This window comes from Micromonospora craniellae, from assembly GCF_014764405.1.
Classification (GTDB): Bacteria; Actinomycetota; Actinomycetes; order Mycobacteriales; family Micromonosporaceae; genus Micromonospora; species Micromonospora craniellae.
Genome location: NZ_CP061725.1, coordinates 6,224,522 through 6,249,974 on the forward strand (window position 1 = coordinate 6,224,522; position 25,453 = coordinate 6,249,974).

At 70.8% G+C, this 25,453-nt stretch carries 29 protein-coding genes and 2 pseudogenes; 16 read left to right on the forward strand and 15 right to left on the reverse strand.

Annotation, left to right across the window (positions count from 1 at the left end):
• Positions 1–31 precede the first annotated feature (31 nt).
• The 3 genes from ID554_RS28240 to ID554_RS32150 form a co-directional block, all read right to left on the reverse strand.
• Complete coding sequence (locus ID554_RS28240) at positions 32–1,459, reverse strand: IS1380 family transposase (protein WP_199489339.1); 1,428 nt, start codon at positions 1,457–1,459, stop codon at positions 32–34.
• A 354-nt stretch (positions 1,460–1,813) separates the two neighbouring features.
• Positions 1,814–3,271: an IS66 family transposase gene (gene tnpC / locus ID554_RS28245; protein WP_191088647.1), complete on the reverse strand. Its 1,458-nt coding sequence runs from the start codon at positions 3,269–3,271 to the stop codon at positions 1,814–1,816.
• A gap of 138 nt (positions 3,272–3,409) precedes the next feature.
• Positions 3,410–3,610 carry a helix-turn-helix transcriptional regulator gene (locus tag ID554_RS32150; RefSeq protein WP_223884309.1) on the reverse strand — a complete coding sequence of 67 codons (201 nt, stop codon included), beginning with the start codon at positions 3,608–3,610 and terminating at the stop codon, positions 3,410–3,412.
• 142 nt (positions 3,611–3,752) lie between these two features.
• On the opposite strand from ID554_RS32150, the gene ID554_RS28255 reads away from it, so the two are divergent.
• The 4 genes from ID554_RS28255 (at position 3,753) to ID554_RS28270 (ending at position 6,664) form a co-directional block, all read left to right on the forward strand.
• Positions 3,753–4,247 carry a hypothetical protein gene (locus tag ID554_RS28255; protein WP_117227405.1) on the forward strand — a complete coding sequence of 165 codons (495 nt, stop codon included), beginning with the start codon at positions 3,753–3,755 and terminating at the stop codon, positions 4,245–4,247.
• Positions 4,244–4,723, forward strand: coding sequence for a hypothetical protein (locus tag ID554_RS28260; protein WP_191088649.1), 480 nt, complete (start codon positions 4,244–4,246; stop codon positions 4,721–4,723). Before ID554_RS28255 ends, ID554_RS28260 begins: the two co-directional genes overlap by 4 nt.
• Before the next feature lie 520 nt (positions 4,724–5,243).
• Complete coding sequence (locus ID554_RS28265; protein ID WP_117227404.1) at positions 5,244–6,359, forward strand: WD40/YVTN/BNR-like repeat-containing protein; 1,116 nt, start codon at positions 5,244–5,246, stop codon at positions 6,357–6,359.
• Positions 6,356–6,664 carry a MoaD/ThiS family protein gene (locus ID554_RS28270; protein WP_117227403.1) on the forward strand — a complete coding sequence of 103 codons (309 nt, stop codon included), beginning with the start codon at positions 6,356–6,358 and terminating at the stop codon, positions 6,662–6,664. Before ID554_RS28265 ends, ID554_RS28270 begins: the two co-directional genes overlap by 4 nt.
• A gap of 6 nt (positions 6,665–6,670) precedes the next feature.
• Here ID554_RS28270 and ID554_RS28275 read toward each other — a convergent pair whose 3' ends face one another.
• The 4 genes from ID554_RS28275 to ID554_RS28290 form a co-directional block, all read right to left on the reverse strand.
• Entirely contained in the window at positions 6,671–7,297 is a 627-nt protein-coding gene (locus ID554_RS28275; protein WP_117227402.1) for a response regulator transcription factor, read from the reverse strand.
• Positions 7,294–7,782, reverse strand: coding sequence for a sensor histidine kinase (locus ID554_RS32155; protein WP_223884310.1), 489 nt, complete (start codon positions 7,780–7,782; stop codon positions 7,294–7,296). Before ID554_RS32155 ends, ID554_RS28275 begins: the two co-directional genes overlap by 4 nt.
• 342 nt (positions 7,783–8,124) lie before the next feature.
• On the reverse strand, positions 8,125–8,568 hold the full coding sequence (locus ID554_RS28285; protein WP_117227401.1) for an ABA4-like family protein: 444 nt from the start codon (positions 8,566–8,568) through the stop codon (positions 8,125–8,127).
• Positions 8,565–8,897, reverse strand: a complete 333-nt coding sequence (locus ID554_RS28290; protein WP_317985202.1) for a hypothetical protein — start codon at positions 8,895–8,897, stop codon at positions 8,565–8,567. Before ID554_RS28290 ends, ID554_RS28285 begins: the two co-directional genes overlap by 4 nt.
• A 3-nt stretch (positions 8,898–8,900) precedes the next feature.
• Between ID554_RS28290 and ID554_RS28295 the strand changes: the two genes are divergently transcribed.
• The gene (locus ID554_RS28295) at positions 8,901–9,437 is read left to right on the forward strand and encodes a PHP-associated domain-containing protein (protein WP_191088950.1); all 537 of its coding nucleotides are present in this window, start codon (positions 8,901–8,903) and stop codon (positions 9,435–9,437) included.
• A gap of 21 nt (positions 9,438–9,458) precedes the next feature.
• On the opposite strand, the gene ID554_RS28300 is transcribed toward ID554_RS28295, so the two are convergent.
• From ID554_RS28300 to ID554_RS33295, 5 genes and pseudogenes are all read right to left on the reverse strand, one after another.
• Positions 9,459–9,659, reverse strand: a complete 201-nt coding sequence (locus ID554_RS28300; protein ID WP_117227399.1) for a DUF4926 domain-containing protein — start codon at positions 9,657–9,659, stop codon at positions 9,459–9,461.
• Between the two features lie 3 nt (positions 9,660–9,662).
• Positions 9,663–10,823, reverse strand: coding sequence for a WXG100 family type VII secretion target (locus ID554_RS32160; protein WP_223884311.1), 1,161 nt, complete (start codon positions 10,821–10,823; stop codon positions 9,663–9,665).
• Positions 10,813–11,139: a type VII secretion target gene (locus ID554_RS28310; RefSeq protein WP_117227398.1), complete on the reverse strand. Its 327-nt coding sequence runs from the start codon at positions 11,137–11,139 to the stop codon at positions 10,813–10,815. The genes ID554_RS32160 and ID554_RS28310 overlap by 11 nt, the downstream gene beginning before the upstream one ends.
• Entirely contained in the window at positions 11,126–11,527 is a 402-nt protein-coding gene (locus ID554_RS28315; RefSeq protein WP_117227397.1) for a YbaB/EbfC family nucleoid-associated protein, read from the reverse strand. The genes ID554_RS28310 and ID554_RS28315 overlap by 14 nt, the downstream gene beginning before the upstream one ends.
• Before the next feature lie 443 nt (positions 11,528–11,970).
• A pseudogene (locus ID554_RS33295) lies at positions 11,971–12,507 on the reverse strand (SDR family oxidoreductase); the annotation flags it as partial.
• Between ID554_RS33295 and ID554_RS33300 the strand changes: the two are divergent.
• Positions 12,452–12,583 (forward strand): annotated as a pseudogene (locus ID554_RS33300) (sigma factor-like helix-turn-helix DNA-binding protein); the annotation flags it as partial. The pseudogenes ID554_RS33295 and ID554_RS33300 sit on opposite strands and share 56 nt — an antisense overlap.
• On the opposite strand, the gene ID554_RS33305 reads toward ID554_RS33300, so the two are convergent.
• From ID554_RS33305 to ID554_RS28335, 3 genes are all read right to left on the reverse strand, one after another.
• Positions 12,568–12,927, reverse strand: a complete 360-nt coding sequence (locus ID554_RS33305) for a hypothetical protein (protein WP_117227396.1) — start codon at positions 12,925–12,927, stop codon at positions 12,568–12,570. The pseudogene ID554_RS33300 and the gene ID554_RS33305 sit on opposite strands and share 16 nt — an antisense overlap.
• 82 nt (positions 12,928–13,009) lie before the next feature.
• Positions 13,010–13,633, reverse strand: coding sequence for a CG0192-related protein (locus ID554_RS28330; RefSeq protein ID WP_117227395.1), 624 nt, complete (start codon positions 13,631–13,633; stop codon positions 13,010–13,012).
• A gap of 53 nt (positions 13,634–13,686) precedes the next feature.
• The gene (locus tag ID554_RS28335) at positions 13,687–14,439 is read right to left on the reverse strand and encodes a FadR/GntR family transcriptional regulator (RefSeq protein WP_223884312.1); all 753 of its coding nucleotides are present in this window, start codon (positions 14,437–14,439) and stop codon (positions 13,687–13,689) included.
• A 209-nt stretch (positions 14,440–14,648) separates the two neighbouring features.
• Here ID554_RS28335 and ID554_RS28340 point away from each other — a divergent pair, with 209 nt between their 5' ends.
• The 10 genes from ID554_RS28340 to ID554_RS28385 all read left to right on the forward strand — a co-directional run bounded on the left by ID554_RS28340 (position 14,649) and on the right by ID554_RS28385 (position 25,370).
• Positions 14,649–15,890, forward strand: a complete 1,242-nt coding sequence (locus ID554_RS28340) for an ABC transporter substrate-binding protein (RefSeq protein ID WP_117227425.1) — start codon at positions 14,649–14,651, stop codon at positions 15,888–15,890.
• A 118-nt stretch (positions 15,891–16,008) separates the two neighbouring features.
• Positions 16,009–16,911: a carbohydrate ABC transporter permease gene (locus ID554_RS28345; protein ID WP_117227393.1), complete on the forward strand. Its 903-nt coding sequence runs from the start codon at positions 16,009–16,011 to the stop codon at positions 16,909–16,911.
• Positions 16,908–17,723: a carbohydrate ABC transporter permease gene (locus tag ID554_RS28350; protein ID WP_117227392.1), complete on the forward strand. Its 816-nt coding sequence runs from the start codon at positions 16,908–16,910 to the stop codon at positions 17,721–17,723. Before ID554_RS28345 ends, ID554_RS28350 begins: the two co-directional genes overlap by 4 nt.
• Positions 17,724–17,730: 7 nt before the next feature.
• Positions 17,731–18,879, forward strand: a complete 1,149-nt coding sequence (gene dgoD, locus ID554_RS28355) for a galactonate dehydratase (RefSeq protein WP_117227391.1) — start codon at positions 17,731–17,733, stop codon at positions 18,877–18,879.
• A 2-nt stretch (positions 18,880–18,881) separates the two neighbouring features.
• Complete coding sequence (locus ID554_RS28360) at positions 18,882–19,517, forward strand: bifunctional 4-hydroxy-2-oxoglutarate aldolase/2-dehydro-3-deoxy-phosphogluconate aldolase (protein ID WP_223884313.1); 636 nt, start codon at positions 18,882–18,884, stop codon at positions 19,515–19,517.
• Positions 19,514–20,467, forward strand: coding sequence for a sugar kinase (locus ID554_RS28365; RefSeq protein ID WP_117227389.1), 954 nt, complete (start codon positions 19,514–19,516; stop codon positions 20,465–20,467). Before ID554_RS28360 ends, ID554_RS28365 begins: the two co-directional genes overlap by 4 nt.
• 26 nt (positions 20,468–20,493) lie before the next feature.
• The gene (manD, locus tag ID554_RS28370; protein ID WP_117227388.1) at positions 20,494–21,723 is read left to right on the forward strand and encodes a D-mannonate dehydratase ManD; all 1,230 of its coding nucleotides are present in this window, start codon (positions 20,494–20,496) and stop codon (positions 21,721–21,723) included.
• Positions 21,713–22,279: a gluconokinase gene (locus ID554_RS28375; protein WP_117227387.1), complete on the forward strand. Its 567-nt coding sequence runs from the start codon at positions 21,713–21,715 to the stop codon at positions 22,277–22,279. The genes manD and ID554_RS28375 overlap by 11 nt, the downstream gene beginning before the upstream one ends.
• A gap of 218 nt (positions 22,280–22,497) precedes the next feature.
• A complete protein-coding gene (locus ID554_RS28380) occupies positions 22,498–24,327 on the forward strand; it encodes an AMP-dependent synthetase/ligase (protein WP_117227386.1) in 1,830 nt (609 codons plus the stop codon).
• Between the two features lie 473 nt (positions 24,328–24,800).
• A complete protein-coding gene (locus tag ID554_RS28385; RefSeq protein ID WP_191088650.1) occupies positions 24,801–25,370 on the forward strand; it encodes a hypothetical protein in 570 nt (189 codons plus the stop codon).
• The last annotated feature ends 83 nt before the right edge of the window (positions 25,371–25,453 follow it).

Below are 25,453 nucleotides of genomic sequence, written 5' to 3' on the forward strand. Positions count from 1 at the left end.
TCTTTCTACTGGTAGGTACAGGGGTCCAGGGTCAGGTTGTCAGTGGTAGCAGGGTGAGGCGCTGCCAGCAGAGGGTGAACGCGTCGGCCCACGGCCAGGTCTCGGGGATGGACAGGACACGCCGGCGGGCGTGGGCGGCCAGTTTCGCGGGCAGGTGCAGCAGCCGGTAACGCAGTGTTGCGGGTTCGGCGTGGGCGAGGTCGTCCTGGTCGTGCAGGCCGAGCAACCGGGTCCAGGAAGTGATGTCCGCGGCGATGTTGGCGGCGAGGACCCAGCCGCGGTTGACGGTCCAGGCCTTCGACGGCAGGTTCCGCAGGCCCATGGCCTTGTTCGTGCGCACCTTGTCTTCCACTCCTGCGTGCGAACGATGCAAAGCGTCGATCCATTGCGGCTGGTGCGAGCCCGGCACCCCGGCGATCCGGCTGATGTTGGTGGCGACGATCGCGTACCGCCAGCCGGTCCGCTTCTCCAGCGCGGTGAGATTCTTCGCGTGCCGGGCCGACGGCTTCGTGCGCCGCACGAGCAGCCGTAGCCGGCCGTTCCAGTTCTCCAGGCGCTGGTTGAGGCCGGTCAGTTCCGCGACATGCGCGGTGTCGACGGCCGTGCCGTCCTGGGCGAGGCCGTCGGTCCACGCTTCAGCAGGCAGTTGCTCGATCGCGATCTCGTCGGCGTCGGTGATCGTCCAGCCGACGGTGAACTTCACGCTGCGCCACAGCCGGTTCATCGCCTCGATGTGCTCGAGCAGGTCGTGGGTGGCACCGGCCCCATCGACCCTGATCAGAATCTTGCGCCGGTAGGCGACCGGCAACTGAGCGATCGCCTCACCGAGAACCCGGATGTGATCGGCGACCGTATTCGAGCCGGCACTGCCGGGCCGCAGCAGCATGGCCAGGCATTCCGCGGTGTTCGCACACCACGCACCGAGCGGATGGAACCCGAAACCCTTCTTGAACGTGGCCGCCGCACCCTGCTTCGGTGAGTGAGCGGTGATCAGGGTGGCGTCCAGATCGATGACCACCCACCCGGACAGCAGCTTGCCCGCCACCGTCAGCCACGGGAACCCTTGCGGGCGGCGGGCGAGCAGGGCCCATACGTGAGCGCGGACCTTCGCCCGCGCTTTGCCGATCCGTTTCAGCGCGGTCTCGTCGAGACCGGCCAACGCTCGCCGGACGGTTGGCTCCGACGGCCGATCACCGAAGACCAATCCCTGATGGGCGAGGACCGCGATGTCGGACATGCTCGTGGCGCCGAGCACGATCGCGACCGCGAGTGAGACCAGGACCGTGCCGCGATCCCACCACCCAGGGCCCTTGCCGCGCGGTAGCACCTTGTTCAAACCGCTGGTCAGACCGGTCCGATCTGCGCATTTGCGCAGCAGGACCGCACCCGCGTGACCGACCAGACCCTTCCCGCCCGCGCCGACGACCAGCCGCTGATCCCACCCGCTACCCTTACTCACCAGAAAGGTGCACCCGCTTCTGCTGTGGACATGGACTCGACACCCAAATCCTTGCAGGTCAGGAGCACCTTTCGTTTATCGCCCTCGATCAGTCAAATCGCCTCTGACTCGGGGAGGCTGGTATTGCTTCGTACCTTCAAGCAGACCTTGCAGGGTGGTCTCTGCTGCTGCGACCATCGGAGCGCTGTCACCTCATCCGTTCGGGCACATGGTCAGAAAACGGATCTTAAAGGGTATTGCTGGTCTAGCCAGTCACGGCGCACGAACTGCGTCTCGACTCAGGTCGTGGCAGCCTAGGCGGTGGTCGCAGGCAAAGGGTGTCGTGAATCCGACTCCTCCTGTTGTGGTACGTATTCAGCTTGAGGTTGCCGGTTCGGGTAGCCATGGTCCGGTGGTGAGTTGTTTGAGCACGTCGAGGGCGTCTTTGCCGTGTTTGGCGGCGGTGGACAGGTAGGAACGCAGGGTGGCGAAGTCGGCCAGGCCTTGCAGGGTGCGCCAGGTCGCGGAGATCTTCTGCTGGAGCTTGACCGGGCGGAGATCGCGCTCGGCCTGGTTGTTGGTGAAGGGCACGGCCAGGTCGACGGTGAACCGCAGGATCATGTCGCGGTGCGTGGCGAAGCGTTCGATCAGCGTCCCGGCCCGAGACAGCTTGCCGTCACGATCGGGCGGGTTCTGCTCACGGCCGTAAGCGAGGGCTCCGGCGTGACAGGCCCGCAAGTGACTGATCTCGTCGTTCGACAGCGAGTCCCGGCCGGCGGCGACGGCCTGCTCGGTTGTCTTCTTGGCCGCCAGCAGGGTCGTGGCCATCACCTCGGCCCACTGCTGCCCGGCCGGGTCGGACTCGTGCACACCGCGCAGATCGCGGATCAGATGTGCCCCGCACCAGGCATGCTCGGCATCGGTCAGGTGCCGGTAAGCGGCGTAGCCGTCCCGCACCAGAGTGCCGGTGAACCCGGGCAGCACACCCCCGGCGTCGATGTCGGCCTTGCCGCGGCCACCGACGTGGAACAAGGTCAGCTCAGGGGTGCAAGCCACGTGCACGTACTTGAAGCCGCCGCCGACCCTTGCCGGGGTCTCATCGGCGTGCAGCACCTGCTGCACGTGCAGCAACGCGGCCGTGCGAGAGACGAACGGCCCGAGCCTGCGGGCCGCCTCGGCGACCATCTGATGCACGAACCCGGTCGACACCCGGACCCCGAGCAGATCACCCAGCAGCCCGGCGACCCGGGCGAACGGCAGGAACTGCGCGGCCCGCGCGTAGACCGCGGCGGCTTTGACCCCGGTGCCGTACTGCACCCGCCCGGACACACCCGCCGGCACCGCAGGCTCGCTGACCTGCCCGCACTCGCCGCATTCCACCGAGATCAACTGATGCTCCACGACCACCGGCCGACGATCGGGCAGCTCGAGCACCTGCCGCCGCTGCCGCCCGTACTCACGGCCGTCACCCAGATCAGCACCACACGAAAGCCCGGCACACCGCTGCGGCCGGTGCTGCACCACCCGGTCCGGATCCTCGGCCAGCCGCAACGTCAACCCCGACGCCCCGGGCTGCTTACCCCGCCGCCGGCCACCGGCCTTCGCCCCCGCCTGCGCACGAGGGCGGACCAAGCCGTCCGACGACGGCGGCACGGACGACTTCGACGAGTTCATCCCCAGCCGACGCCGCAGGTCGGCGTTCTCAGCACGCAGCACGGCGTTCTCGGCACGCACCTGCTCGTTGTCCGCCCGCAGCCGCTGCACCTCAGCCTGCAACTGGGCGACCACCACGACAAGCTGCTCGATCGAGTCAAGTCGCGAGTCCGGATGCACACCAAGATCATGGCAGCCGCCACCGCCACAGTAGACAGCAGCCCACGCTCAACCGATCAACTCAAGCTGAATACGTACCGCGCGTGGTGTCGCCGGGAGCGCCATGCGCTCTGCGTGCAGTACCCGCTGCCGTGTCGGCTACGCCTCGGTGTCTTGCAGATCCGGCCGGTGGGTTCTGATCCACCGTTCCACGTCCTCGGCGCGCCAGATGCGGCCGACGGACAGGACCGCCACCGGGTCGGGGAAGGTCTTCGAGTTGGTGATCTGGTAGGCGCGCGTGCGGGACACGCCGAGCAGGTCCTGAATCTCCTGGCTTGCCACCAGGCGCAGCTCTCCCACGCGCCCACGGTAAGAGCAGGCGAACTGAACACATGTTCTCTGTGCAGATGCTCTCTGCGCATGCTTAGAAGGCGTGTAGGCTGTGCATCTGTTCACATCGTATCGATGGCCCGAGCGGTCAGCAGGGGAGGCGTGGCGGAACATGGGTAGGCGGTGGAAGTGGTTCTTGCGGCCGGGGCCGGTCGCGCTGGACCTGACCGGGCAGGCCGTGCCGGACGGGGATGTGCCGGGGCGGTTCCGGCGCGTGGCGGTGGAACTCGTCGTACCGGAGCTGCGGGTGACCTCGCGCTGCGACGGCACGGAGGTCTACGAACAGCCCGAGGAGCGTCCGGCGGGGGCGCGGAACCAGGGGGAGGGGCACTACGACGACGGCCTGGCCGGGCGGCGGAACCGGGGGAGGTTCCCGGCGCCGGCCTGTGCGGGGCCGCCGGCCGAGCCCGATCGGGCGGCGACGGGCGACGGCGTCACCTCGGACCAGCTTGAGCAGGCGAATCGGCTGACGAACCAGCACCGGCGGCGGCCCGCCGAGGATCCGCGTACCCGGAAATGCCCGGACTGCCGCGCGGACGGCACATGTCCCCGGGCGGCCTGGGCCGAGGCGACCATCACTCGTTTTCTGCGGACGCACCTGCGGTGAGCGCCTTCGACCTGTCGCCCGCGCAGATCCGCAACCGGCTGATCCTGCGGGTACGACAGGCGGCACTGACTGCCCGAGTCGGGTTGCCGTGCGGCAAGGAGTGCCCGATCGGGGCGGCCGTGGTCGGTGTGTCAGTGGTTCCGCAGGTCTGCGTCGCGCCCGGCGACCTGGTCCGGCTAGGCAAGGCCGACTACCGGTATCCAGCCGGTCCGCTGCGGCTACGGATCGTCCGGGTCCGGCTGCACATCAGCCAGTGGTACGACGGGCAGTGGGTGTGGCTCGAAGGCGTCGAGATCGGGCCGGACGGTCAGGACGGCACGTGGCGGCCGGTGCTGGCCCGAGTCGCCGCGCTGCCATCGCTGGCCGCGTCGGTCTGCGGCACCTCACCGCCCTGCGCTCACGACCATTCCGACGGGGCGGGCCGAAGACGACCTGACGTCCCCAGTGTTGCCCAGTACGCTCGGCGACCTTGGTGATGGTGGCGGAGCCGCTCCCGCCGAGCATGATCCCCAACACGATCGTCCGGCGGCGTTCCACCTCGTCGATGGGGACGCCGTGGACCTCGGCGATCGAGAGCGCGAAGAGTGCGCTCAGCTCAAGAGACGAGAAGACCTCGCCTGCCGACAGTGCCAGTGCGACTCCCGTGCCGACGCCCGGGCGTGGCCGCAGTTCCTCCGACTGCCGCGCCTGTCCCGGTCAGGGCGCTGACGCCGTTCCCGGACGTCGGGAGTCTGCCGTGGGTCGGTGCAGCCGGCGTCCTCGTTCATGCCTTGTGTGCGGAGGAACCGGTGACCGGCGTTCGCTGCCGCGCCTGGCGGATCTGTCGTACCCGGAGGGTAGGACAGCAAGGGACGAAGTCCGGCGTGGCGGATGGGATGAGCGGGCGATCCATCGGACAGAACGGGAGAATGAGGACATGAGCGAGGATCGGCGAGTGACGTGTCAGCTCCGTGTGGTGGCGCCTCGTGGCGTCGCGGAGCGAAGCGGTGAACCAACATGACCGGCGTACGGGTGCTGGTCGGCACCCGCAAGGGCGCCTTCGTGCTCACCTCGGACGGTCGGCGGGCCGATTGGACGGTCGACGGGCCGCACTTCGGCGGCTGGGAGATCTACCATCTCACCGGGTCACCGGCCGACCCGGACCGGCTCTACGCCTCACAGTCCGGCGGCTGGTTCGGGCAGTTGATCCAGCGCTCCGACGACGGCGGCCGGACGTGGGACACCGTCGGCAACGACTTCGCCTACACCGGCGACATCGGCGAGCACCTCTGGTACGACGGCACGCCGCGCCCGTGGGAGTTCAAGCGGATCTGGCACCTGGAGCCGTCCCGCGACGACCCCGACACGGTGTACGCCGGTGCCGAGGACGCCGCCCTCTACGTCTCAGGCGACGGCGGCCAGAAGTGGACCGAGCTGACCGCCCTGCGTACCCACCCGGCCGGCCCGTCGTGGCAGCCGGGTGCAGGCGGCCTCTGCCTGCACACGATCATTCTCGACCCGGTGCACCCGGGCCGGATCTACACCGCCGTCTCGGCGGCGGGCGCGTTCCGCAGCGACGACTCGGGCGCGAGCTGGCTGCCGATCAACAGGGGACTGCGGTCGGGGGAGATACCCGACACCGACGCCGAGGTGGGCCACTGCGTGCACCACATCACCCAGCACCCGTCGCGGCCGGACACCCTGTTCATGCAGAAGCACTGGGACGTGATGCGCAGCGACGACGCCGGCGCGAACTGGCGTGAGGTGAGCGGTGACCTGCCGTCGGACTTCGGGTTCCCGATCGCGGTGCACGCCCACGAGCCGGAGACGATCTACGTCGTGCCGATCAAGAGCGACTCCGAGCACTACCCACCGGAGGGCCGGTTGCGGGTCTACCGCAGCCGCACCGGCGGCGACGAGTGGGAGCCGCTGACCACCGGGCTGCCGCAGTCCGACTGCTACGTCAACGTCCTGCGGGACGCGATGGCCGTCGACACGCTCGACGAGTGCGGCATCTACGTCGGCACCACCGGCGGGCAGGTCTACCACTCGGCGAACGGTGGCGACAGGTGGTCGCCCATCGTCCGGGACCTGCCGCCGGTGCTCTCCGTGGAAGTCCAGGTGTTGCCGTGATCCGGGTCGTCCTCCCGGCCCACCTGAAGACCCTCGCCAAGGTCACCGGCGAGGTACGCCTCGACGTGGCCGGCCCGGACGGCGGGCCGGTCACGCAGCGCCTGCTGCTGGACGCGCTGGAGGCGCGCTACCCGATGCTGCTCGGCACGATCCGGGACCGGCACAGCGGCAAGCGTCGCGCCTTCGTCCGCTTCTACGCCGGCGAGGAGGACCTCTCCCACTCCTCGCCCGACGCACCGCTGCCCGAGCCGGTGCTCACCGGCGCGGAACCGTACATCGTCCTGGGCGCGATGGCCGGGGGATAGCCGGCCTCACAGGCCACGGGCGAACAGCGCCAGGCGTACCCGGTTGGGGCTGCCGGTCTTGGTCAGCAGGCTGGTGATGTGGGTCTTCACCGTGGTCACGCCGATGTGCAGCCGCTCGGCGATCTCCGCGTTGGACAGTCCCTCCGCAACCAGGTCCAACACGTCCTGTTCCCGGGCGGTCAGGCCGTCGACCGGTGCCGGTGTCTCGGCGCGGGCGTGCACCGCACGGTGGACGAGGCGGCGCAGCACGTCCTGGCTGAACGGGCTGTCGCCGGCGGCGGCCCGCCGGACGCCGTCCAGCAGCTCGGTGGGGGGCGCGTCCTTGAGCAGGAAACCGCAGGCGCCGGTGGTGAGCGCCGGATACAGGTGGTCGTCGTCGCCGAACGTGGTCAGCACCAGCACCCGGGTGGCGGGACGCTCGGCCAGGATGCGGCTGGTCGCGGTGATCCCGTCGACGCCCGGCATGCGCAGGTCCATCACCACCACGTCGGGAACCAGCCGCGCGGCCATCGTGACCGCCTCGCGGCCGTTGTCGGCCTCCCCGACGACCTCGATGTCGGGCTGCGCGTCGCAGAGCATGCTCAGGCCCGCGCGGATCAGATGCTGGTCGTCCACCAGCAGCACGCGGGTCACGACGCCTCCGCCGCGCGCGGCCCGGCCGACATGTCGCGTTCCGGCACGGCGGGCAGCACCGTGCGTACCCGCCAACCGGCACCGGTCGGCCCCGCCTCCAGGCGCCCGCCGAGAACCTCGACCCGTTCCCGCATCCCGGTGATGCCGTGGCCGCCACCCGCCGGCACCACGGCCGGCACCGTGCCGCGCCCGTTGTCCGTCACCTCCCAGTGCACCGCGCCGCCGACCACGCTGACGGTCAGCCGCGCCAGGGCGGCGGTGCCGGCGTGCTTGGCGACGTTGGTCAGCGACTCCTGGGTGAGGCGCAGCACCGCCATGCCCCGTACCGCGTCGAGTGACGCGACCCCCGGGTCGACGTCCGCCTCCACCGTCACCCCGGCCTGGCGGGCCCGGTCCACCGCCGCGCCGAGCGCGGCCGGTACCGCCGACGGTTCGATCGCGGTCAGCGCCGCGTCCCCGCGTACGCCCTCCGGGTCGCGTAGCACCGCGACAGCCTGCGCAGGTCGGCCAGGGCCGGCTCGCCCGCAGGGTGAGCTCCAACAACGCCCATCCCGCGCCCACCTGGTTGATTATCACGTCGTCGACCACCTGGATCGCGACCGCCAGTAGCGCCACCTGTACCACCAGGTTGCCCACCAGCCGGCGGAACAGCAGCAGCCCGGCGGTGAACGCGGCCACCGCGAGGAGCATCTGCGTGGTGGTGGGCGTATCGGCGTTCAGCGGACCGAAGGACAGGTAGAGGAGGCCCGCGATGATGACCAGGACCATCCGCACGCGGGCGTCCCGCGCGTCGAACAACCGTCCCAGCCATCCCACGGTGACCAAGCCTAGGCGTTGCTGTCCGACGGTGAGACCGGCCGTGTCCAGCGGGTACGCACCGCCAGGTAGGCGGCCAGCCCGATCGGCCCGAGCAGGATCGTCGACACCAGCACCGGTGCCATGACCAGCGCCGGAATCCGCCGTTCCCGACTGTCCCGCCACGCCCACCTCCCGACGAACAGATCGAACGCGATCATGTGTGCCCAGGCCGCCGCCGCACCGTCGTCGGTACCCAACAGCTCACGGATGCCGTCCAGGGTCGGCGAGGCCACGGCCGGCAGCACCTCGCCCAGCGTGGGGAGCACCAGCACCGCATAGATCGCCAGGACCGGCGCGACGATCAGGGGCGAGGCGATGATCCGGGTGGTCAGGGGCCAGCGCGGCAGCAGGATCATCAGCGCCCAGAAGGGCGCGACCAGCGCGAACGTCAGCGTGAACAGCGTGCCGGTCATACCGCCGCCTCGACCCGCTCGGTGTCGGCCCGATCCGGTCCGCCCTCGGCGCTCACCTCGACGGGCTCGGCCGGTCCGGTCCGGCGTCGCCGCCCGATCACCACACCGGTGGCCACCACGGTCGCGACCAGCAGCGCCGCCACGGCGACCAGGGTCAGCGCGTCCGGCTGCAGCAGCGCCTGCCAGGTCAACAGCACCGTCCCCCCGCCGTACGCCGCACCGGCGACCACCAGCAGCCGCACCTGGGTACGCTGATCCAGCCGCCCGCTGCGGAACCGGCCCAGCAGCAACGCCAGGACCGGCAGCACCTGCAACGCGTGCATCCCCACGAAGTGCGGGATCCGCAGGTCTCCACCGGTGGTGCTTCAGCCCACGATCGGCAGCCCGGGGCCACCGTACGCACCCTGGCCCACGACATCCACCGGGGACGCTGGCGCCCGGCGGTCGGCAACAGCGACGTGCACCTGGCCGGCCAACTCGGCACACCGCACACCGTCGTGTTCGCCGAGGACCTGAGCACCGAAGCGATACTCGCCGGCCTCCGACACGGCCGAAGCTGGATCGCCGAGTCGACCAGCGTCCACCTGGAGGTCACGGCGTCGTCCGCCGACCGCGTCGCCGCCGTCGGTCAGCGCCTGTCCACCGGTGGCGAGCAGGCCACGGTACGCGTCTGGGTGTCCGGCGTACCGTCCGGTGTCGTCAGCCTGCACACCGAACGCGGCACCGTGCACCGCGAAGCCCTGCCTCCCGACGGAACGGGAACGACCCGGTGGCACACCACGGCGGACGAGGCGGGCTTCGTCCGCGTCGAGGTCCGTCACCCCACCCGGCAGATGGCCGCCCTGACGAATCCCCTCATCCTGACCTGAAGGGCGGTCATCAGCCCGGAGTCAGGAAGGGGTGCCGAGCGGACGGATCTGATCGGTGGTCAGGGTCACCATGCTTACTGTCCGCCCGTCCGAGTCGGCGAACTCCACCTCGTACGCGGCCGGGACGTGATCGAAGACGTGCACGATGGTGCCGACAGCCCCCGGCGCCAGATTCTCGTCCGGGATCCCTTCTCGCAGCGCGACCACGTCATACAGGTCCAACGGTCAGCCCTCCTTCGGTGGGAACGAGATTGTCACCATGCGGGGCGTGGAGGCGCCGCTCTCGAGTATCCAGGCGGTGCGGACGATGATCGTTCCTTTCGGACCGGACAGCGGTAGGTCGACGTTCCATCGCTCGCCGAACTGATCCGACTTTCCCCGCAGCGGGCTGCCGGCACGGACGCCGTCCCGTACCTGTTGAAGGATCGACTCCGAGTCGTCGGGGCCCAGGCCGGTGGCGGAGTTGATGACCCGGTACTTGTTCTTGCCAACGGGATGGTCCGGATTCATGGCGTACGCCGTGATCTTTTTCGGGTCGATGTCCGGACTCGTGAAGTCAGGCTGGTGGGGGTCACGTGGCTTGTGGGTCGGCTTGGGATCGGCAGGCGTGTGAGGTGTTGGCAACTCTCGTCGAAGTCTGCTGAGGGCGCGCTTGAGGTGGTCGATGAGGTCGGCGAGGCGGCGGATGTGGGGGATGATCGCCCGGAGGCTGTTCAGCAGGCCGCGTAGCAGCTTGGCGATGCGGGCTGACCAGGACGCGACGAGTGTGGTGACCTGTTCCACCACCAGCGGGGTGGCCAGTCCGGCGGTGGCGACGAGTTCGGCGGCGTACACGGTGAGGCGGGAGACGCAGGTGGCGATGGCGTCGCGGACCAGGAGCCGGACGGCAGCGACCAGGCCGGCGGTGCCTTCGGTGATGGCGGCCATCGTCTCGGCGCCCTGGGCGAGGCCGGTGACGGCCTGGTGCTGTTCGGCGGCCCAGGCGCGGTAGGCGCGGGCGGCGCTGCCGTCCCAGCCGGTCACCTGGCTGCGGACGGCGTCGGTGAGTTCGGTGGCTTCCGTACGCAGGGACGCGGCGACGTTGCGCCAGGTCTGGGCGTGTGCGGTGATCTGCGCGGGGTCGCCGGCGAGCCAGTCCAGCGCCTCGCTGAGCGGTTTGACGTGCTCGATGAGCCAGGCGATGCCGTACTGGAGCAGGGCACCGACCGGGTCGGAGACGAAGGCGAGGGCGTCCAGACCGGCGCTGACCACGCCGAGGCTGCCGTCGATCCAGCTTCCCTCGCGTACGCCCCGGGCGATGAGTTCGATGTCCTCGCAGATCCAGACGCCGGCCCAGGGGCTCGGCGTGGCCTGGGTCGGTGCGGCGACGAGCGGGTTACCGGTCACGCCGTTCCCGCATCCGGTCGAGACGGTGCCGGGCGCGCGCGTCGGCGGCCCGGTAGGCGTCGGCACCGGTGCGCAGGCGGGTGGCCGTGTCGCGGACCGAGGTGGTGGCGGTGCCGATCCCGTCGACCAGGACGCGGTGCAGGCCGTCGAGCAGCATGGGCATGATCGCGCAGAGTCGGCCGTACGCGTCGGTGTCGAGCCGGACCTGCTGGCCGGCCCGACGGGCGGTGTCGAGGGTGTCGGCGTGCCGGTCGAGGCGGGCCGCGTGGGCGGTCAGGTCGTCGGGGTCGACCCGGACGGCGTCACCGGTCGGCATCGGGGTCGCTTCGCTCGTCGCCCAGCCGCCGCCGGTAGGAGTCGACGACGGCCTGCCCCGTCGGGTCGTCGGCGCCGACGGTCTCGCGGGTCGTCACGGTGACGCGGCGCAGCAGGTCCGCGTACGCGGTGCGGGTGGTGGCCACGATCAGGCGCGCGGTGTGTGCGGCGGAGTGCTGCCGTACGCGGTCGTCCAGCCGCAGGTCGACGAGCCGCCCGGCCGAGTCGACGGTGACCTCGACGGTGTGGTCCGGACTGTGCGCGGTGCCGTTGAGCGCCGCGACCCGGGTCGCCAGGGACTGTGCCCGCCGCGCCCGGTCGGCGAGGGTCGACTCCCACTCGTCGAGGCGGCGCTGCGTCGCGTCCAGTGCCGCCTCGTCCGCCCACACACGACCCTCCCCAAGGGACACCACGCAGATCGCCGCCACGTTACCAACCGGTGGCGCTGCGTGCTGTCCCTCCGTCGGTCTATCGGGCGGTGGCCGCCGACCGCGGGCTCACGATCCGTTCGGCGAGGAACGCCTCCCAGGTCCGCGTGCCGACGGTGGCGCCGTCCAGGGTTAGGTTCGCCCCGTTGCGGTAGGGGCATATCCTGCATACTGCGCGTCGTCCGGCCGACGATGTCCGGCACCTGACCGGCCAGGGTCCCCAGGGTCAACTCGGCGAGACGTGCCGCGACCTCGCGGCCGTCCACCGGCTGAAGCCGCATGCCGGGGGCCGGGACCACCGGCAGCGCGGTCAGCTTCTGCGCCATGGTCAGCACCAGCTCGTCGAACTGTGCGGCACGCATGATGGTGAAGGGCAGGCCGGAGCCGCTGATCGCCTCCTCGGCGTGCAGCTTCGTCCGCAGCCAGGCGAGCGGGACACGGTCCGCGCCGACGACCGAGATGAAGACCAGGTGCCGTACGTCGGACTGGTGGGCGGCCTGCACCAGGGTGCGGGCCACGGTGTCGTCGCCCTTCTGGCCGCCGGCCAGGTGCAGCACCGTGTCGACGCCGCGTACCGCCCGCTCGACGCCCTCGCCGCTCAGGAGGTCGGCCCGGAACTGCTCGACCCCGGGGCCGCTGCGGCCACCCCTGCGGCAGGAGGCGTGGCTGCGTCTGGCCCGTACGGACGCCGCCGCGCTGGACAACCTGCCCGCGTGGCTGACCACGGTGGTGGCCCGGGTCTGCCTGAACTCCCTGCGTACCCGTCGACGTCGTGGCGAGGAACCGCTCGACGCCCGGGTGCCCGATCCGCTGGTCAGCCCGGAGGGTGCCGATGATCCCGAGCACGCCGCGGTGCTGGCCGACTCGGTGGGGCTGGCGTTGCTGGTGGTCCTCGACACGCTCACCCCGGCGGAACGGCTCGCCTTCGTGCTGCACGACATGTTCGCGGTGCCGTTCGACGAGATCGCCCCGATGATCGACCGGTCGCCGTCGGCGGCGCGTCAACTGGCCAGCCGGGCCCGCCGCCGGGTGCGCGGGCAGTCGCCGCTGCCGGACGAGATCGGCGTCCGGCAGCGCGAGGTGGTCGACGCGTTCCTTGCCGCCGCCCGGGACGGTGACATCGACGGGCTGGTCGCCGTGCTGCATCCCGATGTGGTGCTGCGGTCGGACGGCGGCACCGACCGTGCTCGGTACACCACCGTGATCCGAGGAGCCGCCACCGTCGCCGCCCAGGCCACGTCGTTCGGCGGGCTCTCGCCGTTCGCCCGGCCGGCGGTGGTCAACGGCACCGCCGGGGTGGTGGTGATCGCCGGAGGTCGTCCGTTGTCGGTGATGGCCTTCGCCGTGACAGGCGGGCGCATCGTCGAGATCGACGTGATCGCCGATCCGGGGCGACTGGACCGGCTGGATCTCGCCGCGTTCGGCGACTGCGACCGGCGCCGGTCAGCGCGGCACGGCGTACGCCAGCGGTGCGCTGACGTCGTCCCAGGTGCCGATCAGCGCGACCCCGGGTGCCGCCTCGCCCGAGCCGGGACGGCGGACCACGGTCAGCTCGACGGTGTCCGTGACGATCACGGTCAGGTCGCCGTCCTCGACCGAACGCACCGCACCGGCCGGGGACGCCTCGGTCGCCGGGGCGTCGCTGACGATCTCCATGTTCGGCGGGCGGACCTGCCGTACGCCGTCCACCTCGAAGTACTCCTCGGCCTGCCCGGCGTCGGCGAGGACGGCACGAGCCAGCGCGGACGCGTACACCGGGTCGCCGCAGGCGTCGTAGATCCACCGCCGGCCCAGCACCGAGTGCTCCATGGTGCCGATCAACCACTCCTGCGCGCCGTCGCGCGGCGCCCCGCGATAGGTGAGCGGCACCTGGTGCACCGGGCCGCCCCCGGCGCGTACCAACAGCGTCTCGATCCCGACCTCGCCGGCCGGATCGTCGAAGCGGTACGCGGCCACCCGCGCCACCTCGGCGTCGGCGTCGCCGCGATACCAGGCGCGGCCGGGCAGCCACGTCGCCAACAGTTCGAGTTTGGTGGGGCGAAGTTCCGCCCGGTGCAGCAACGCCATGCCCGCATCGTACGGACGCCCGCTCCGCTGATCGTGGCGGTGTGGCTGCGGGATCAGGCCGACTCGGGGGCGGGCCCGGTAGGGCGCCCCTGCTCCCAGATCGAGGACATCTCCTCGAAGGCGTGTTCCATGATCTGCACCATCGCCTCGCGGGCGGTCTCGCCGTCGTGGCGCTGGATCGACTGGGCGACGTCCGCGTGCAGTTGCAGTGCCTGCTCGTGGGGGTAGTGCGGCATCAGGTGGTAGTGGTGGCGGCCGATGAGCACCTCGGCGACCAGGTCCTGGAGCTTGACGAACATCTCGTTGCCGGAGGCGCGGAGCACCCGCTGGTGGAACTCGATGTCGAGGCTGAGGAAACGCTCCTCGTCGCCGGCCTTGCCGGCGGCCCACAACTTGGCGGCGAGGCCGACCAGATCGCTGGCCTCGTCGTGATCGACCCGGTGGGCGGCGAGCCAGGCGGCGTGCGGCTCCACCGCGGTCCGCAGCTCGGTGATCGACCGGATCTGGGCGATGCGGCCGACGGAGGCGAGTCGCCAGCGGATCACCTGGGGATCGAAGACGTTCCAGTGGTGGGCCGGACGGATCATGACGCCGACCCGGCGGCGGGTCTCGATGAATCCCATCGACGCGAGCACCCGGAGGACCTCCCGGACCACCGAGCGGGACACGGCGTAGCGGTCCACCAGGTCGTCGATGTTCAACACGGCCCCGGATGCCAGCTCACCACCGCAGATGGCCGTACCGAGGTGGTCGAGGACGCGGCCGTGCAGCCCGGTCTCGGTCGGGGCGGTTTGGGTGGGTGTCACCCCAGGTGAGGGAACCTTCACGGCTCGGATCATATCAGTTGGGTCTCCCCCTTGCATAAGTCTGCTTTTTCGGCCTAGCATCCGGACGTTAAGCGGATGTAACAGCCCGAGGTCGCGCCCGTCCCCCCGAGGCGTCGGCCAGGACAGAAGGAGAGACGGACGTGGGACGTCGATCAACAGTTGGGACATCTCTGGCGGTCGTGGCCGCCATGACCCTCTCCGCCTGTGGCGGAGGTGGTGACGACAGCGGCGCGTCGGACACCGTGCGCGTGACGCTGGTCAACCACGTCTGGACCGAGAACATCCGGAAGGCGCTGCCCGAGTTCGAGCAGCAGAGCGGTCTCAAGGTCGAGGTGACCCAGCTCGGCGAGGACCAGCTTTCGGACCAGTACAACGTGAAGCTCAACGCGGGCTCGGACGACATCGACGTGATGATGTACCGGCCGCTGCAGGAAGGCCGACTGTTCGCCAAGAACGGGTACCTGGCCGACCTGACCGACAAGGCCAAGGAGAACGCGGACTTCGACTTCGCCGACTTCCAGGACGCGCCGGTCAGCGCCACCACCTATGAGGACAAGGTGGTGGGCATTCCGATCATCACCGAGCAACAGGTGCTCTACTACCGTAAGGACCTGTTGGAGAAGTCCGGCTTCAGCGCCCCGCCGCAGACGCTCGACGAGCTGAAGGCACAGGCGATCAAGATCCAGGCGGACAACCCGGGCGTCGCGGGTTTCGTGGCCCGGACCGGTAAGGCCGCAGCCGTCACCCAGTTCTCCAGCTTCCTCTACAGCTTCGGCGGCGACTTCGTCGACGAGTCGGGCAACTCCGCCGTCAACAGCGAGGCCGCCAAGCAGGCGTACGCCTTCTACGGCGGGCTGCTGCGCGAGCAGGGTCCGGCCAACATCAGCACCGACATGAGCTGGTCCGAGGCGATGGCCATCTTCACCCAGGGCCAGGCCGCCTTCTACCCCGAGGCCAACTCGCTCTACGCGAACGCCACCGACCCGAGCAAGTCGCGGGTCGCCGAGAACGTCGGGTTCGCGCCGTTCCCGGCCGGTCCGGCCGGCTCGAAGCCGTACAACATCCCCTCGTGGGGCCTGGCGATCAACGAGGCCTCGGGCAACCAGACCAACGCCTGGAAGTTCATCGAGTGGGCGGCCGGCAAGGAGCAGTCGCTGGAGCAGCAGAAGACCGGCACGCCCGGCGCCCGTACCTCCGTCTTCGAGAACCCGGAGGCCACCTCGACCTACCCGGAGGACATGGCGCAGGCGATCACCGTGAGCCTCGCCAACGGCGTGGGCCACGACCGGCCCGTGGTCGAGCGCGTGGCGCAGGCCCGGGAGATCGTCGGGCAGCCGATCGTGGACGCCATCACCGGTCGGGACGCCGCCGCCTCGGCGGACACCGCCCACGAGGCGTTCCAGAAGTTCCTGGACGACGAGGCCCGCTAGGTCCGAGCGCGGGGGTGGTGGGGCGCAGCGCCCCGCCACCCCCGTCCGGCCTTCCCACCACGGAGATCTGATGTCAGCAGTCAGCGCCCCCGAGCGGGCGACCAGTAGCGCCTCTGTCATGCCCGACACGCCCGGTTGGGCGCGGTGGGCCAACGACCATCGCAAGTGGCTCTTCGCGGCCCCGGCCATGGCCTTCGTCGCCGCGCTGATCATCTTTCCGCTCGCCTGGACGATGTACCTCAGCCTCACCGACTCCTCGGGGTCGGTCCGCGCCGAGTCGGAGTTCATCGGTTTCCGGAACTACATCGACGTCCTCACCGACACCGACCGGTTCTGGCCCGCCGTCGCGCGTACCGGTGCCTTCACCGGCGTCGCGCTGCTCGTCGAGGTCGTGCTCGGCATGGCGATCGCCCTGCTGCTGTGGCGACCGTTCCGCGGCGAGAAGTGGGTCCGCGTCGCCATCCTGCTGCCGCTGGTGGCCACCCCGGTCGCGGTCGGCATGATGTGGCGGCTCATCTTCGACCCCAACATCGGCCTGGCCAACCAGGCGCTCGGCTGGATCGGCATCGGCCCGCAGCCGTGGCTCGCCGGTCAGCACACCGCGCTGCCCACCACGATCTTCATCGACATCTGGCAGTGGACGCCGATGGTCGTGCTGATCCTGCTCGCCGGGCTCACCTCACTCTCGGACGAGCCGCAGGAAGCCGCGATGATCGACGGCGCCAGCGCCTGGCAACGCTTCCGGCACGTCACCCTGCCACTGCTGATGCCCACCGTGATCGTCGCGGTGCTGCTGCGCGGCATCGACGCGCTGAAGACCTTCGACATCCTGTACGCCACCAAGGGGCGCGGCGGCGGTTCGTTCAACGAGGTCGAGACGCTCAACGTGTACGCGTACGGCCTGAGCTTCGACTACAACGAGTACGGCCTCTCGTCGACCGTGTTGATCCTGTTCTTCCTGCTCATCATCGCCCTGATGTGGGTCCTCACCGCGCGCAAGAAGAAGGAGGCGGGCCGATGAAGGCGAGTAGGGGCTTCAAGGTCTTCCGCGGCATTGCGCTGGCCGTCGTGGTGCTGTCGCTGGTGGCACCGCTGGTCTGGATGGTCGCCGCGTCGTTCAAGACCAACGTCGACATCTACGACTCCAGCAAGGCGCTCGTCTTCACGCCCACGCTGGACAACTACAGCACGGTCATCCAGCAGGCCAACTACGTCCAGTTCATCGGCAACAGCCTCTGGGTCGCCTTCGCGGCGACCGCGTTGTCGCTGCTGCTGGGCGTGCCGGCCGCGTACTCGATGAGCCGCTTCAACATGAAGAAGTCGGCGCTGGTGGTGCTGATGGCCCGGATCATCCCCGGCGTCTCGCTGCTGGTGCCGTGGTACTACGTCTTCTCGAACCTGCGCATGGTCGGCGGGTTCAGCGTGCTGATCCTGAGCCACATGTTCGTCTCGCTGCCGTTGATCGTCTATATCATGATGGGCTACTTCGACGGCCTGCCGGAGGAGTTGGAGGAGGCGGCGTTGGTCGACGGGCTCACCCCGATCGGCGCGTTCCGGCGGATCACCCTGCCGCTGTCCGTCCCGGGCATCGCCACCGCCGGCATCCTGTCCTTCATCTTCTCCTGGAACAACTTCATGTTCGCGCTGGTGCTCTCCGGTGCGAGCACGAAGACCCTGCCCGTGGCGATCTTCGACTTCGTCGGGTACGCCAGCATCGACTGGGGCGGCCTGATGGCGGCGACCACCGTGGTCACCCTGCCGATCATGCTGATCGCCCTGCTCGTGCAGAAGTACGTGGTCTCCGGCCTCACCGCCGGTGCGACGAAGGGCTGACGCGACCATGACCACCATTACCCGCGTCGAGACGTTCCTCGTCGCACCCCGCTGGCTGTTCGTCCGGGTGGAGACCACCGACGGCCTCGTCGGCTGGGGCGAGGCCACGTGCGAGGGCCGCTCGGAGACCGTACGCACCGCCGTCGAGCAGCTCAGCGAACTGCTCGTCGGGCAGGACGCGCTGCGCATCGAGGACCACTGGCAGGTGATGACCAAGGGCTCCTTCTATCGCGGCGGGGCGATCCTGGCCAGCGCCGTCGCCGGCCTGGACCAGGCGCTGTGGGACATCGCCGGCAAGCGGTACGGCGCGCCCGTGCACCAACTGCTCGGCGGGCCGGTCCGGGACCGGATCCGGGTCTACGGCTGGGTCGGCGGTGACGAACCCAGCGAGGTCCGCGACCAGATCGCGGCCCGGGTCGAGTCCGGGTTGACCGCGGTGAAGATGAACGCCTCCGGGCGGATGAGCCCGCTCGCCTCCGTCGCCGAACTCGACGCGGTGGTGCAGCGGGTCGCCGCCGCCCGGGAGGTGCTCGGTGACGAGCGGGACGTGGCCGTGGACTTCCACGGCCGGTTCACCCTGGCCAACGCCCGCCGGGTCGCGCCGCTGCTGGAGCCGTACCGGCCCTTCTTCCTGGAGGAGCCGGTGGTGCCGGAGAACTCGCACCTGATCGGCGAGTTCGTCCGCTCCACCAGCACGCCGGTCTCCACCGGGGAACGGCTGTACAACCGGCAGGAGTTCCTGCCGGTGCTCCAGGCCGGCATCGCGGTGGCCCAGCCGGACCTCGCGCACGCCGGTGGCATCACCGAGGTACGCAAGATCGCCGCGCTGGCCGAGACGTTCGACGTGCAGCTCGCCCCGCACTGCCCGCTCGGGCCGATCGCGCTGGCCGCCTGCCTCCAGGTCGGCTTCGCCACGCCGAACTACCTGATCCAGGAGCAGAGCATCGGCATCCACTACAACCTCGGGGCCGAGGTGCTGGACTACTGCGTCGACCAGCAGCCGCTGACCTTCGACGACGGGTACGTGCAGCGGCTCACCGCCCCGGGGCTGGGCATCGAGATCGACGAGCAGGCGGTACGCGCGGCCGACAAGCGCGGCCACGCCTGGCGCAGCCCGATGTTCCGGCACCCCGACGGCTCCTACGCGGAATGGTGACCATGACCTTCGACCTCACCGCCGAACTCACCCGGGCCCGGGTGCTGGCCATCATCCGCGGCACCGACACCGCCGCCGCCATCGCTGCGGGCAGCGCCCTGCTGGCCGAGGGCGTACGCGTGGTGGAGGTGGCGCTGACCACCCCGAAGGCGCTCGACGCCATCGCGGCCATCCGGGCCGACGCGCCGGCCGACACGTTCGTCGGCGCCGGCACGGTGCTGACCGTGGCGGACGTGGCCGACGTGGCGGCGGCCGGAGCGCAGTTCGTGGTGACCCCCGCCGTGGCCGAGTCGATCGCCGAGGCGGCCCGGAAGGGTCTGCCGGTCGCGGCCGGCGCGCTGACCCCCACCGAGGCGTACACGGCGGTGCGGTCCGGGGCGAGCGTGGTCAAGCTCTTCCCGGCCTCCGTCGGCGGACCCGGGTACCTCAAGGCCATCCGCGACCCGTTCCCGGACATCCCGTTCGTGGCGGTCGGCGGGGTGGGTCTGGCCGAGATGCCCGGCTACCTGGCGGTCGGGGCGATCGCGGTCGGTGTCGGCGGCCCGCTGGTGGGCGACGCCGCCTCCGGCGGCGACCTCGACGCGCTGCGCGCCCGCGCCCGCCGTTACCTCGACGCGGTGCAGGAAACGTTGTCATGAGCGAGCGGGACCTGCTCACCGTCGGTGAGGCGTTGGTGTCGTTGCGGTCGTCCGGCCCGTTGGCGGCCGGCGGGCCGTTGACCATGCACCTGGCCGGCGCCGAGTCGAACGTGGCGATCGGTCTGGCCCGGCTCGGCCACCGGGCGGCCTGGGCCGGCCGGGTCAGCGACGACGAACTGGGCGAGTTCGTGCTGCGGCAGCTGCGCGCCGAGGGCGTCGACACCACCGACGTACGGCGGGACCCGCAGCGCCCGCCCGGGGTGATGTTCCTGGAGCGGCGGACCGCCGACGTGTCCCGGGTGCGCTACCTCCGGGCCGGTTCGGCGGGGGCGGCGCTCGACGTCGACGACCTGCGCGCACCGCTCGCCGCCGGTGCCCGCCTGCTGCACCTGAGCGGGATCACCCCGGCGCTGTCCGACAGCGCGCGGACCGCGGTGGCCTGGGCGGTCCGCACCGCGGCGGAGTCGGGCATCCCGGTCAGCCTGGACGTCAACTACCGGGCCGGACTGTGGTCCCGGGAGGACGCCCGGGCCACGCTGACCCCGCTGGCCGGGTACGCCGCGGTCGTCATCGCCTCCACCGACGAACTGGATCTGGTCACCGAGGCCGGGGCCGACGAGCGTGACGCCGCCGCCGACCTGGTCCGGCGGGGCGTGTCGACGGTGCTGGTCAAGCTCGGTGCCGACGGCGCCCGGGCCTGGACCGCCGATGGTGTGGAGCATGTGCCGGCGGTGCCGGTCACCGCCGTCGACACGGTCGGTGCGGGTGACGCGTTCACCGCCGGCTACCTCTCCGGGCACCTGGACGGGCTGGGCCTGACCGACCGGCTCCGGCGCGCGGCGGCGCTCGGGGCGTTCGCGGTCGCCGGACACGGCGACTGGGAGGGCCTTCCCCGCCGCGACGAGTTGTCCCTGATCACCGGCAGCGCCGCCGGCACCACCCTTCGCTGAGCATCACCTGCGAGAAAGGCACCCTCGTGAAGATCGTCGCTGCAGACGTCATCGTCTCCAGTCCGGACCGCAACTTCGTCACCTTGAAGATCACCACCGAGGATGGCATCACCGGCCTGGGCGACGGCACACTCAACGGGCGTGAACTCTCGGTCGCCTCGTACCTGCGCGACCACGTCGTCCCGCTGCTGATCGGCCGGGACGCGCACCGCATCGAGGACGCGTGGCAGTTCCTCTACCGCTCGGCGTACTGGCGGCGGGGGCCGGTGACCATGGCCGCCATCGCCGCCGTGGACGTGGCGCTCTGGGACATCAAGGCCAAGGCCGCCGGGATGCCGCTCTACCAGCTGCTCGGTGGCGCGTCCCGCACCGGCGTCATGGCGTACGGGCACGCCTCCGGGCGGGACCTGCCGGAGCTGTTCGACTCGATCCGCGCGCACCTCGACCAGGGCTACCGGTCGATCCGGGTGCAGACCTCGGTGCCCGGCATCAACGCGGTGTACGGGGTCGCCGCGCAGCCCAGCTCCGGCGGCAAGCGGTACGACTACGAGCCGGCCCAGCGCACCCCGCTGCCGGCCGAGGAGGACTGGGACACCCGGGCGTACATGCGTCACCTGCCCGGCGTCTTCGAGGCGGTCCGCAACGAGTTCGGCCCGGAACTGCCGCTGCTGCACGACGGCCACCACCGGATGACCCCGATCCAGGCCGCCAAGCTGGGCAAGGCCCTCGAACCGTACGACCTGTTCTGGCTGGAGGACTGCACCCCGGCGGAGAACCAGGAGGCGCTGCGGCTGGTGCGTCACCACACCACCACCCCGCTGGCCATCGGTGAGATCTTCAACACCGTGTGGGACTACCAGACCCTGATCCGGGAGCAGCTCATCGACTACGTGCGCTCCGCCGTCACCCACACCGGTGGCATCACGGCGATGCGCAAGCTGCTCGACTTCGCCGCGCAGTACCAGATCAAGTCCGGTATCCACGGCCCCACCGACATATCGCCGGTCGGCATGGCCGCCGCGCTGCACCTGGACCTGGCCATCCACAACTTCGGCATCCAGGAGTACATGCGGCACGGCCCGCTCACCAACGAGGTGTTCCGCCAGTCGTTCGCCTTCGCCGACGGCTACCTGCACCCGGGCGAGCAGCCGGGCATCGGTGTGGAGCTGGACGAGGAGGCCGCCGCGCGGTACCCGTACCAGCCGGCCTATCTGCCGTTCAACCGGCTGATGGACGGCACGGTCCATGACTGGTGACCCACCGACCCGGCACATCGTGGTGATGGGGGTGTCGGGCGCGGGCAAGACGACCGTGGCCCAGGGCGTCGCCGCGCTGACCGGGCTGGTGTTCGCCGAGGCCGACGAGTTCCACTCCGAGTCCAACGTGGCGCGGATGAGCGCGGGCGTACCGCTCGACGACGACGCCCGGTGGCCGTGGCTGCGGGCTCTCGCCGGGTGGATGGCGGAGCGGCACCGGGCGGGCGTCTCGACGGTGCTGGCCTGCTCGGCGTTGAAGCGTTCCTACCGGGACGTGCTGCGACAGGGCCCGCCGAGTGTCGACTTCGTGCACCTGGACGGTCCGACCGAGACGATCCGGCAACGGATGTCGCTGCGCGCCGGCCACTACATGCCGGCGAGCCTGCTGGACTCGCAGACCGCGACGCTCGAACCGCTCTGGCGGGACGAACGCGGCGTCGTGCTCGACCTGCAACTGTCCACCGGGGAGCTGATCGAGGCGGCGGTACGGCGCCTCGGCCTGCCGGTGCGTGACCTTGCCGCCGGCGTACCCGCGACGGCCGAGCCTCCGGCGTAACCGCCGGAAGGCGCGTTGGGGGCGGTGTCCCGGCTGGTCCCGGCCGGGGCGCCGCCGTCCGCGTTCCACGGGCCTGTCCGCCCGGATCGGCCGGGCGGCGGCGCGAGGCGATAGCACGGGCCGGGCGGCACGGGACGGGTTTTCGCGTTTCCGGGACCGGGTGCGCGACCGAGAGCCACCATCAGCCGGACGGGGACCATGACGGCAGGTGGGCGGGCGTGCGGGAGACAGCGGTTGATCCGATCGTCGGCGGCGAGGACGGCAGCCTGGCCGACCGGGTGTGGCGCAACGCGACGGACGACCCGGACGCCGTACAGTTCGTCCGCCCCGACCCGGACCCCCGCTCGTGGCCGGTACGGCGCTCGGGGGGCGGCGGACCTCTGCCGGTGACCTGCCGGCAGTTCCGCGACGACGTGCTGGCCCTGGCCCGAGGCTTCCTCGCGGTCGGCATCGCGCACGGTGACCGGGTGGGCCTGCTCAGCCGCACCCGGTACGAGTGGACGCTCGTCGACTACGCGCTCTGGTCCATCGGCGCGGTCACCGTGCCGATCTACGACACCTCCAGCACCGACCAGATCCGCTGGATCCTCGGCGACTCCGGCGCGGTCGGCTGCGTGGCGGAGACCGCGGACCACGCCGCCACCGTGACCGGACTGCGGCCGGACCTGCCCGAGCTGCGCCACACCTGGCGCATCGACGCCGGTGACCTGATCGCGCTGACCGCCCAGGGCCGCGCCGTCGACGTCGACGAGGTGGATCGCCGCCGCACCGCGGTCACCGGCCAGGACATCGCCACGATCGTCTACACCAGCGGCACCACCGGCGCGCCGAAGGGCTGCGTCCTGACCCACCTCAACATCTCCACCGACATCGGCAACGCCACCGCGGTGCTGCCCGAGTTGCTGCACCCGGGCGCGTCGACCGTGCTGTTCCTGCCGCTGGCGCACGCCTTCGCCCGGCTGATCCAGGTCGGCATGGTGCACAGCCGGGCCACCATGGTGCACAGCGCCGACATGTCCGGCGTGCTCGACCAGCTCCGCCGGTTCCGGCCCACCTTCATCCTCACCGTGCCCCGCATGTTCGAGAAGATGTACGACCAGGCCCGGCAGACGGCCCAGGACGGTCACCGGGGACTGCTGTTCAGCCTCGCCGAGAAGGCGGCCGTGTGGTACAGCCGGTCCCTGGACCGACCGGGCGGGCCGGGACTGCCGCTGCGCCTGATCCACCTGGTGTTCGACCTCGTCGGGTACCGCCGGCTGCGCGCCACCCTCGGCGGGCGGTGCCGGATGGCGATCGTCGGCGGGGCGCCGCTGGGGGAGTGGCTCGGACACTTCTTCCGGGGCGCGGGCATCACCGTGCTGGAGGGGTACGGGCTGACGGAGACCTCTCCGGCGCTCGCGGCCAACCTGCCGACCGCGATCCGCATCGGCACGGTCGGCCGACCGCTGCCCGGGGTACGCGTCCGCATCGCCGACGACGGGGAGATCCACGTCGGCAGCGAGGTGGTGTTCTCGGGGTACTGGAACAACCCCGAGGCCACCCGGGAGGCGATGACCGACGACGGGTGGCTGCGCACCGGTGATCTCGGCCGGCTCGACGACGACGGCTACCTGAGCATCACCGGCCGGACCAAGGAGATCATGGTCACCGCGTCGGGCAAGAACATCGCGCCTGCGCCGATCGAGGAACTCATCCGCGCGCATCCGCTGGTCAGCCAGTCGATGCTGGTCGGCGACGGCCGCCCGTACGTCTCCGCGCTGGTCACCGTCGACCCGCAGGCGTGGCAACGGTGGCGGGAGACGCACGGGCACTCCGGCGCCTCGCTGGCCTCCCTGCGCGACGACCCGCACCTGCGCGGCGAGATCCAGCACGCCATCGACAAGGCCAACCGCACCGTCTCCCGCGCCGAACAGGTCAAGACCTTCCGCATCCTGCCCCGAGACCTGACCGAAGCCGACGGCGAACTGACCCCCACCCTCAAAGTCAAGAGAGAAGCCGTCGAATCCCACTTCGCCACCGACATAAGCGCCCTCTACCAACGCCCCTAACCCCCACCCACCCACCCCACCCACCCCACCCACCCACCCACCCACCCCACCCACCCCACCCACCCCACCCACCCCACCCACCCCACCCACCCCACCCACCCCACCCACCCCACCCACCCCACCCACCCCACCCCCCCACCCACCCCACCCACCCCACCCACCCCACCCACCCCACCCACCCCACCCACCCCACCCACCCCACCCACCCCGCACCGCCTGGCCCGGGTTGATCAAGGAGTTTTGGTCCTGTTGCGCAAGGATCCCGACCCAAAGCTCTTGATCAACGGGGCGAGGCCGGGCCAGGCCGGGCCGGGGGAGGGAGGTGGGTGGGTAGGCGGGGTGGGTGGGTGGGTGGGAACAGGGTGGGGTGGGAATGTCAAGCGGTAGGTGGATGGATTCGGTGTCGGTATCTGACAGCCGGATGATCGTTTTCGGCCTACGGTTCACGCACCCGCTGCCCCGGAGGAACCAGAGTGTGCGTCGACACGGCCATCCGCGCCGAGATCAGAGTCTCCATCCAGGACCGTCGTGCGACCGACCGGGCCGCCGGCCACCTCGCCGCCGGTGTGTTGATCGACGGCGACCAGGTGCTCGTGCCCGACCCGCCGAAGCTGCTGCTCGACCCGCACGCCGACCTCGAGGTCGTGATCTTCCCTGCCGGGCTGGACGAGCACCTGCCGGTCGAGGCGGCGCCGGTGTGGAAGTGGCGGCGTTTCGGGCTGACCGATCGGGCGCCGCTGGCGTTCGTCGCCTCCCTCGGCCGGACCTCTGGCTACCGGGCGCAGGTCGGGCACGCCGACCCGGCCGCTCTGGCCGAGGCGATCGAGGCTGCCGGTGGTGACCTGTGGGAGGCGCTGCGTCGGCAGGAAGTCGTCAAGGACGACATCCACCTGATCGACGACGACCTGCTGCGCCGGGTCGGTGAGCTGGAGCAGGCCCAACGCGAGCCGCGTCGCGCCGAGCACCGCTTCGACTCGCTGCGCGACCTGACCGGGGGCTTCTGCATCCTGTTCTGCTTCTGTCAGCCGCACGGCCCCCGATGACCACCGCGCCGCTACCTCCGACGGCCACCCGGGCACAGCCCGCGACGGCCACCCCGGCACAGCCCACCCCACCACAGCCATCG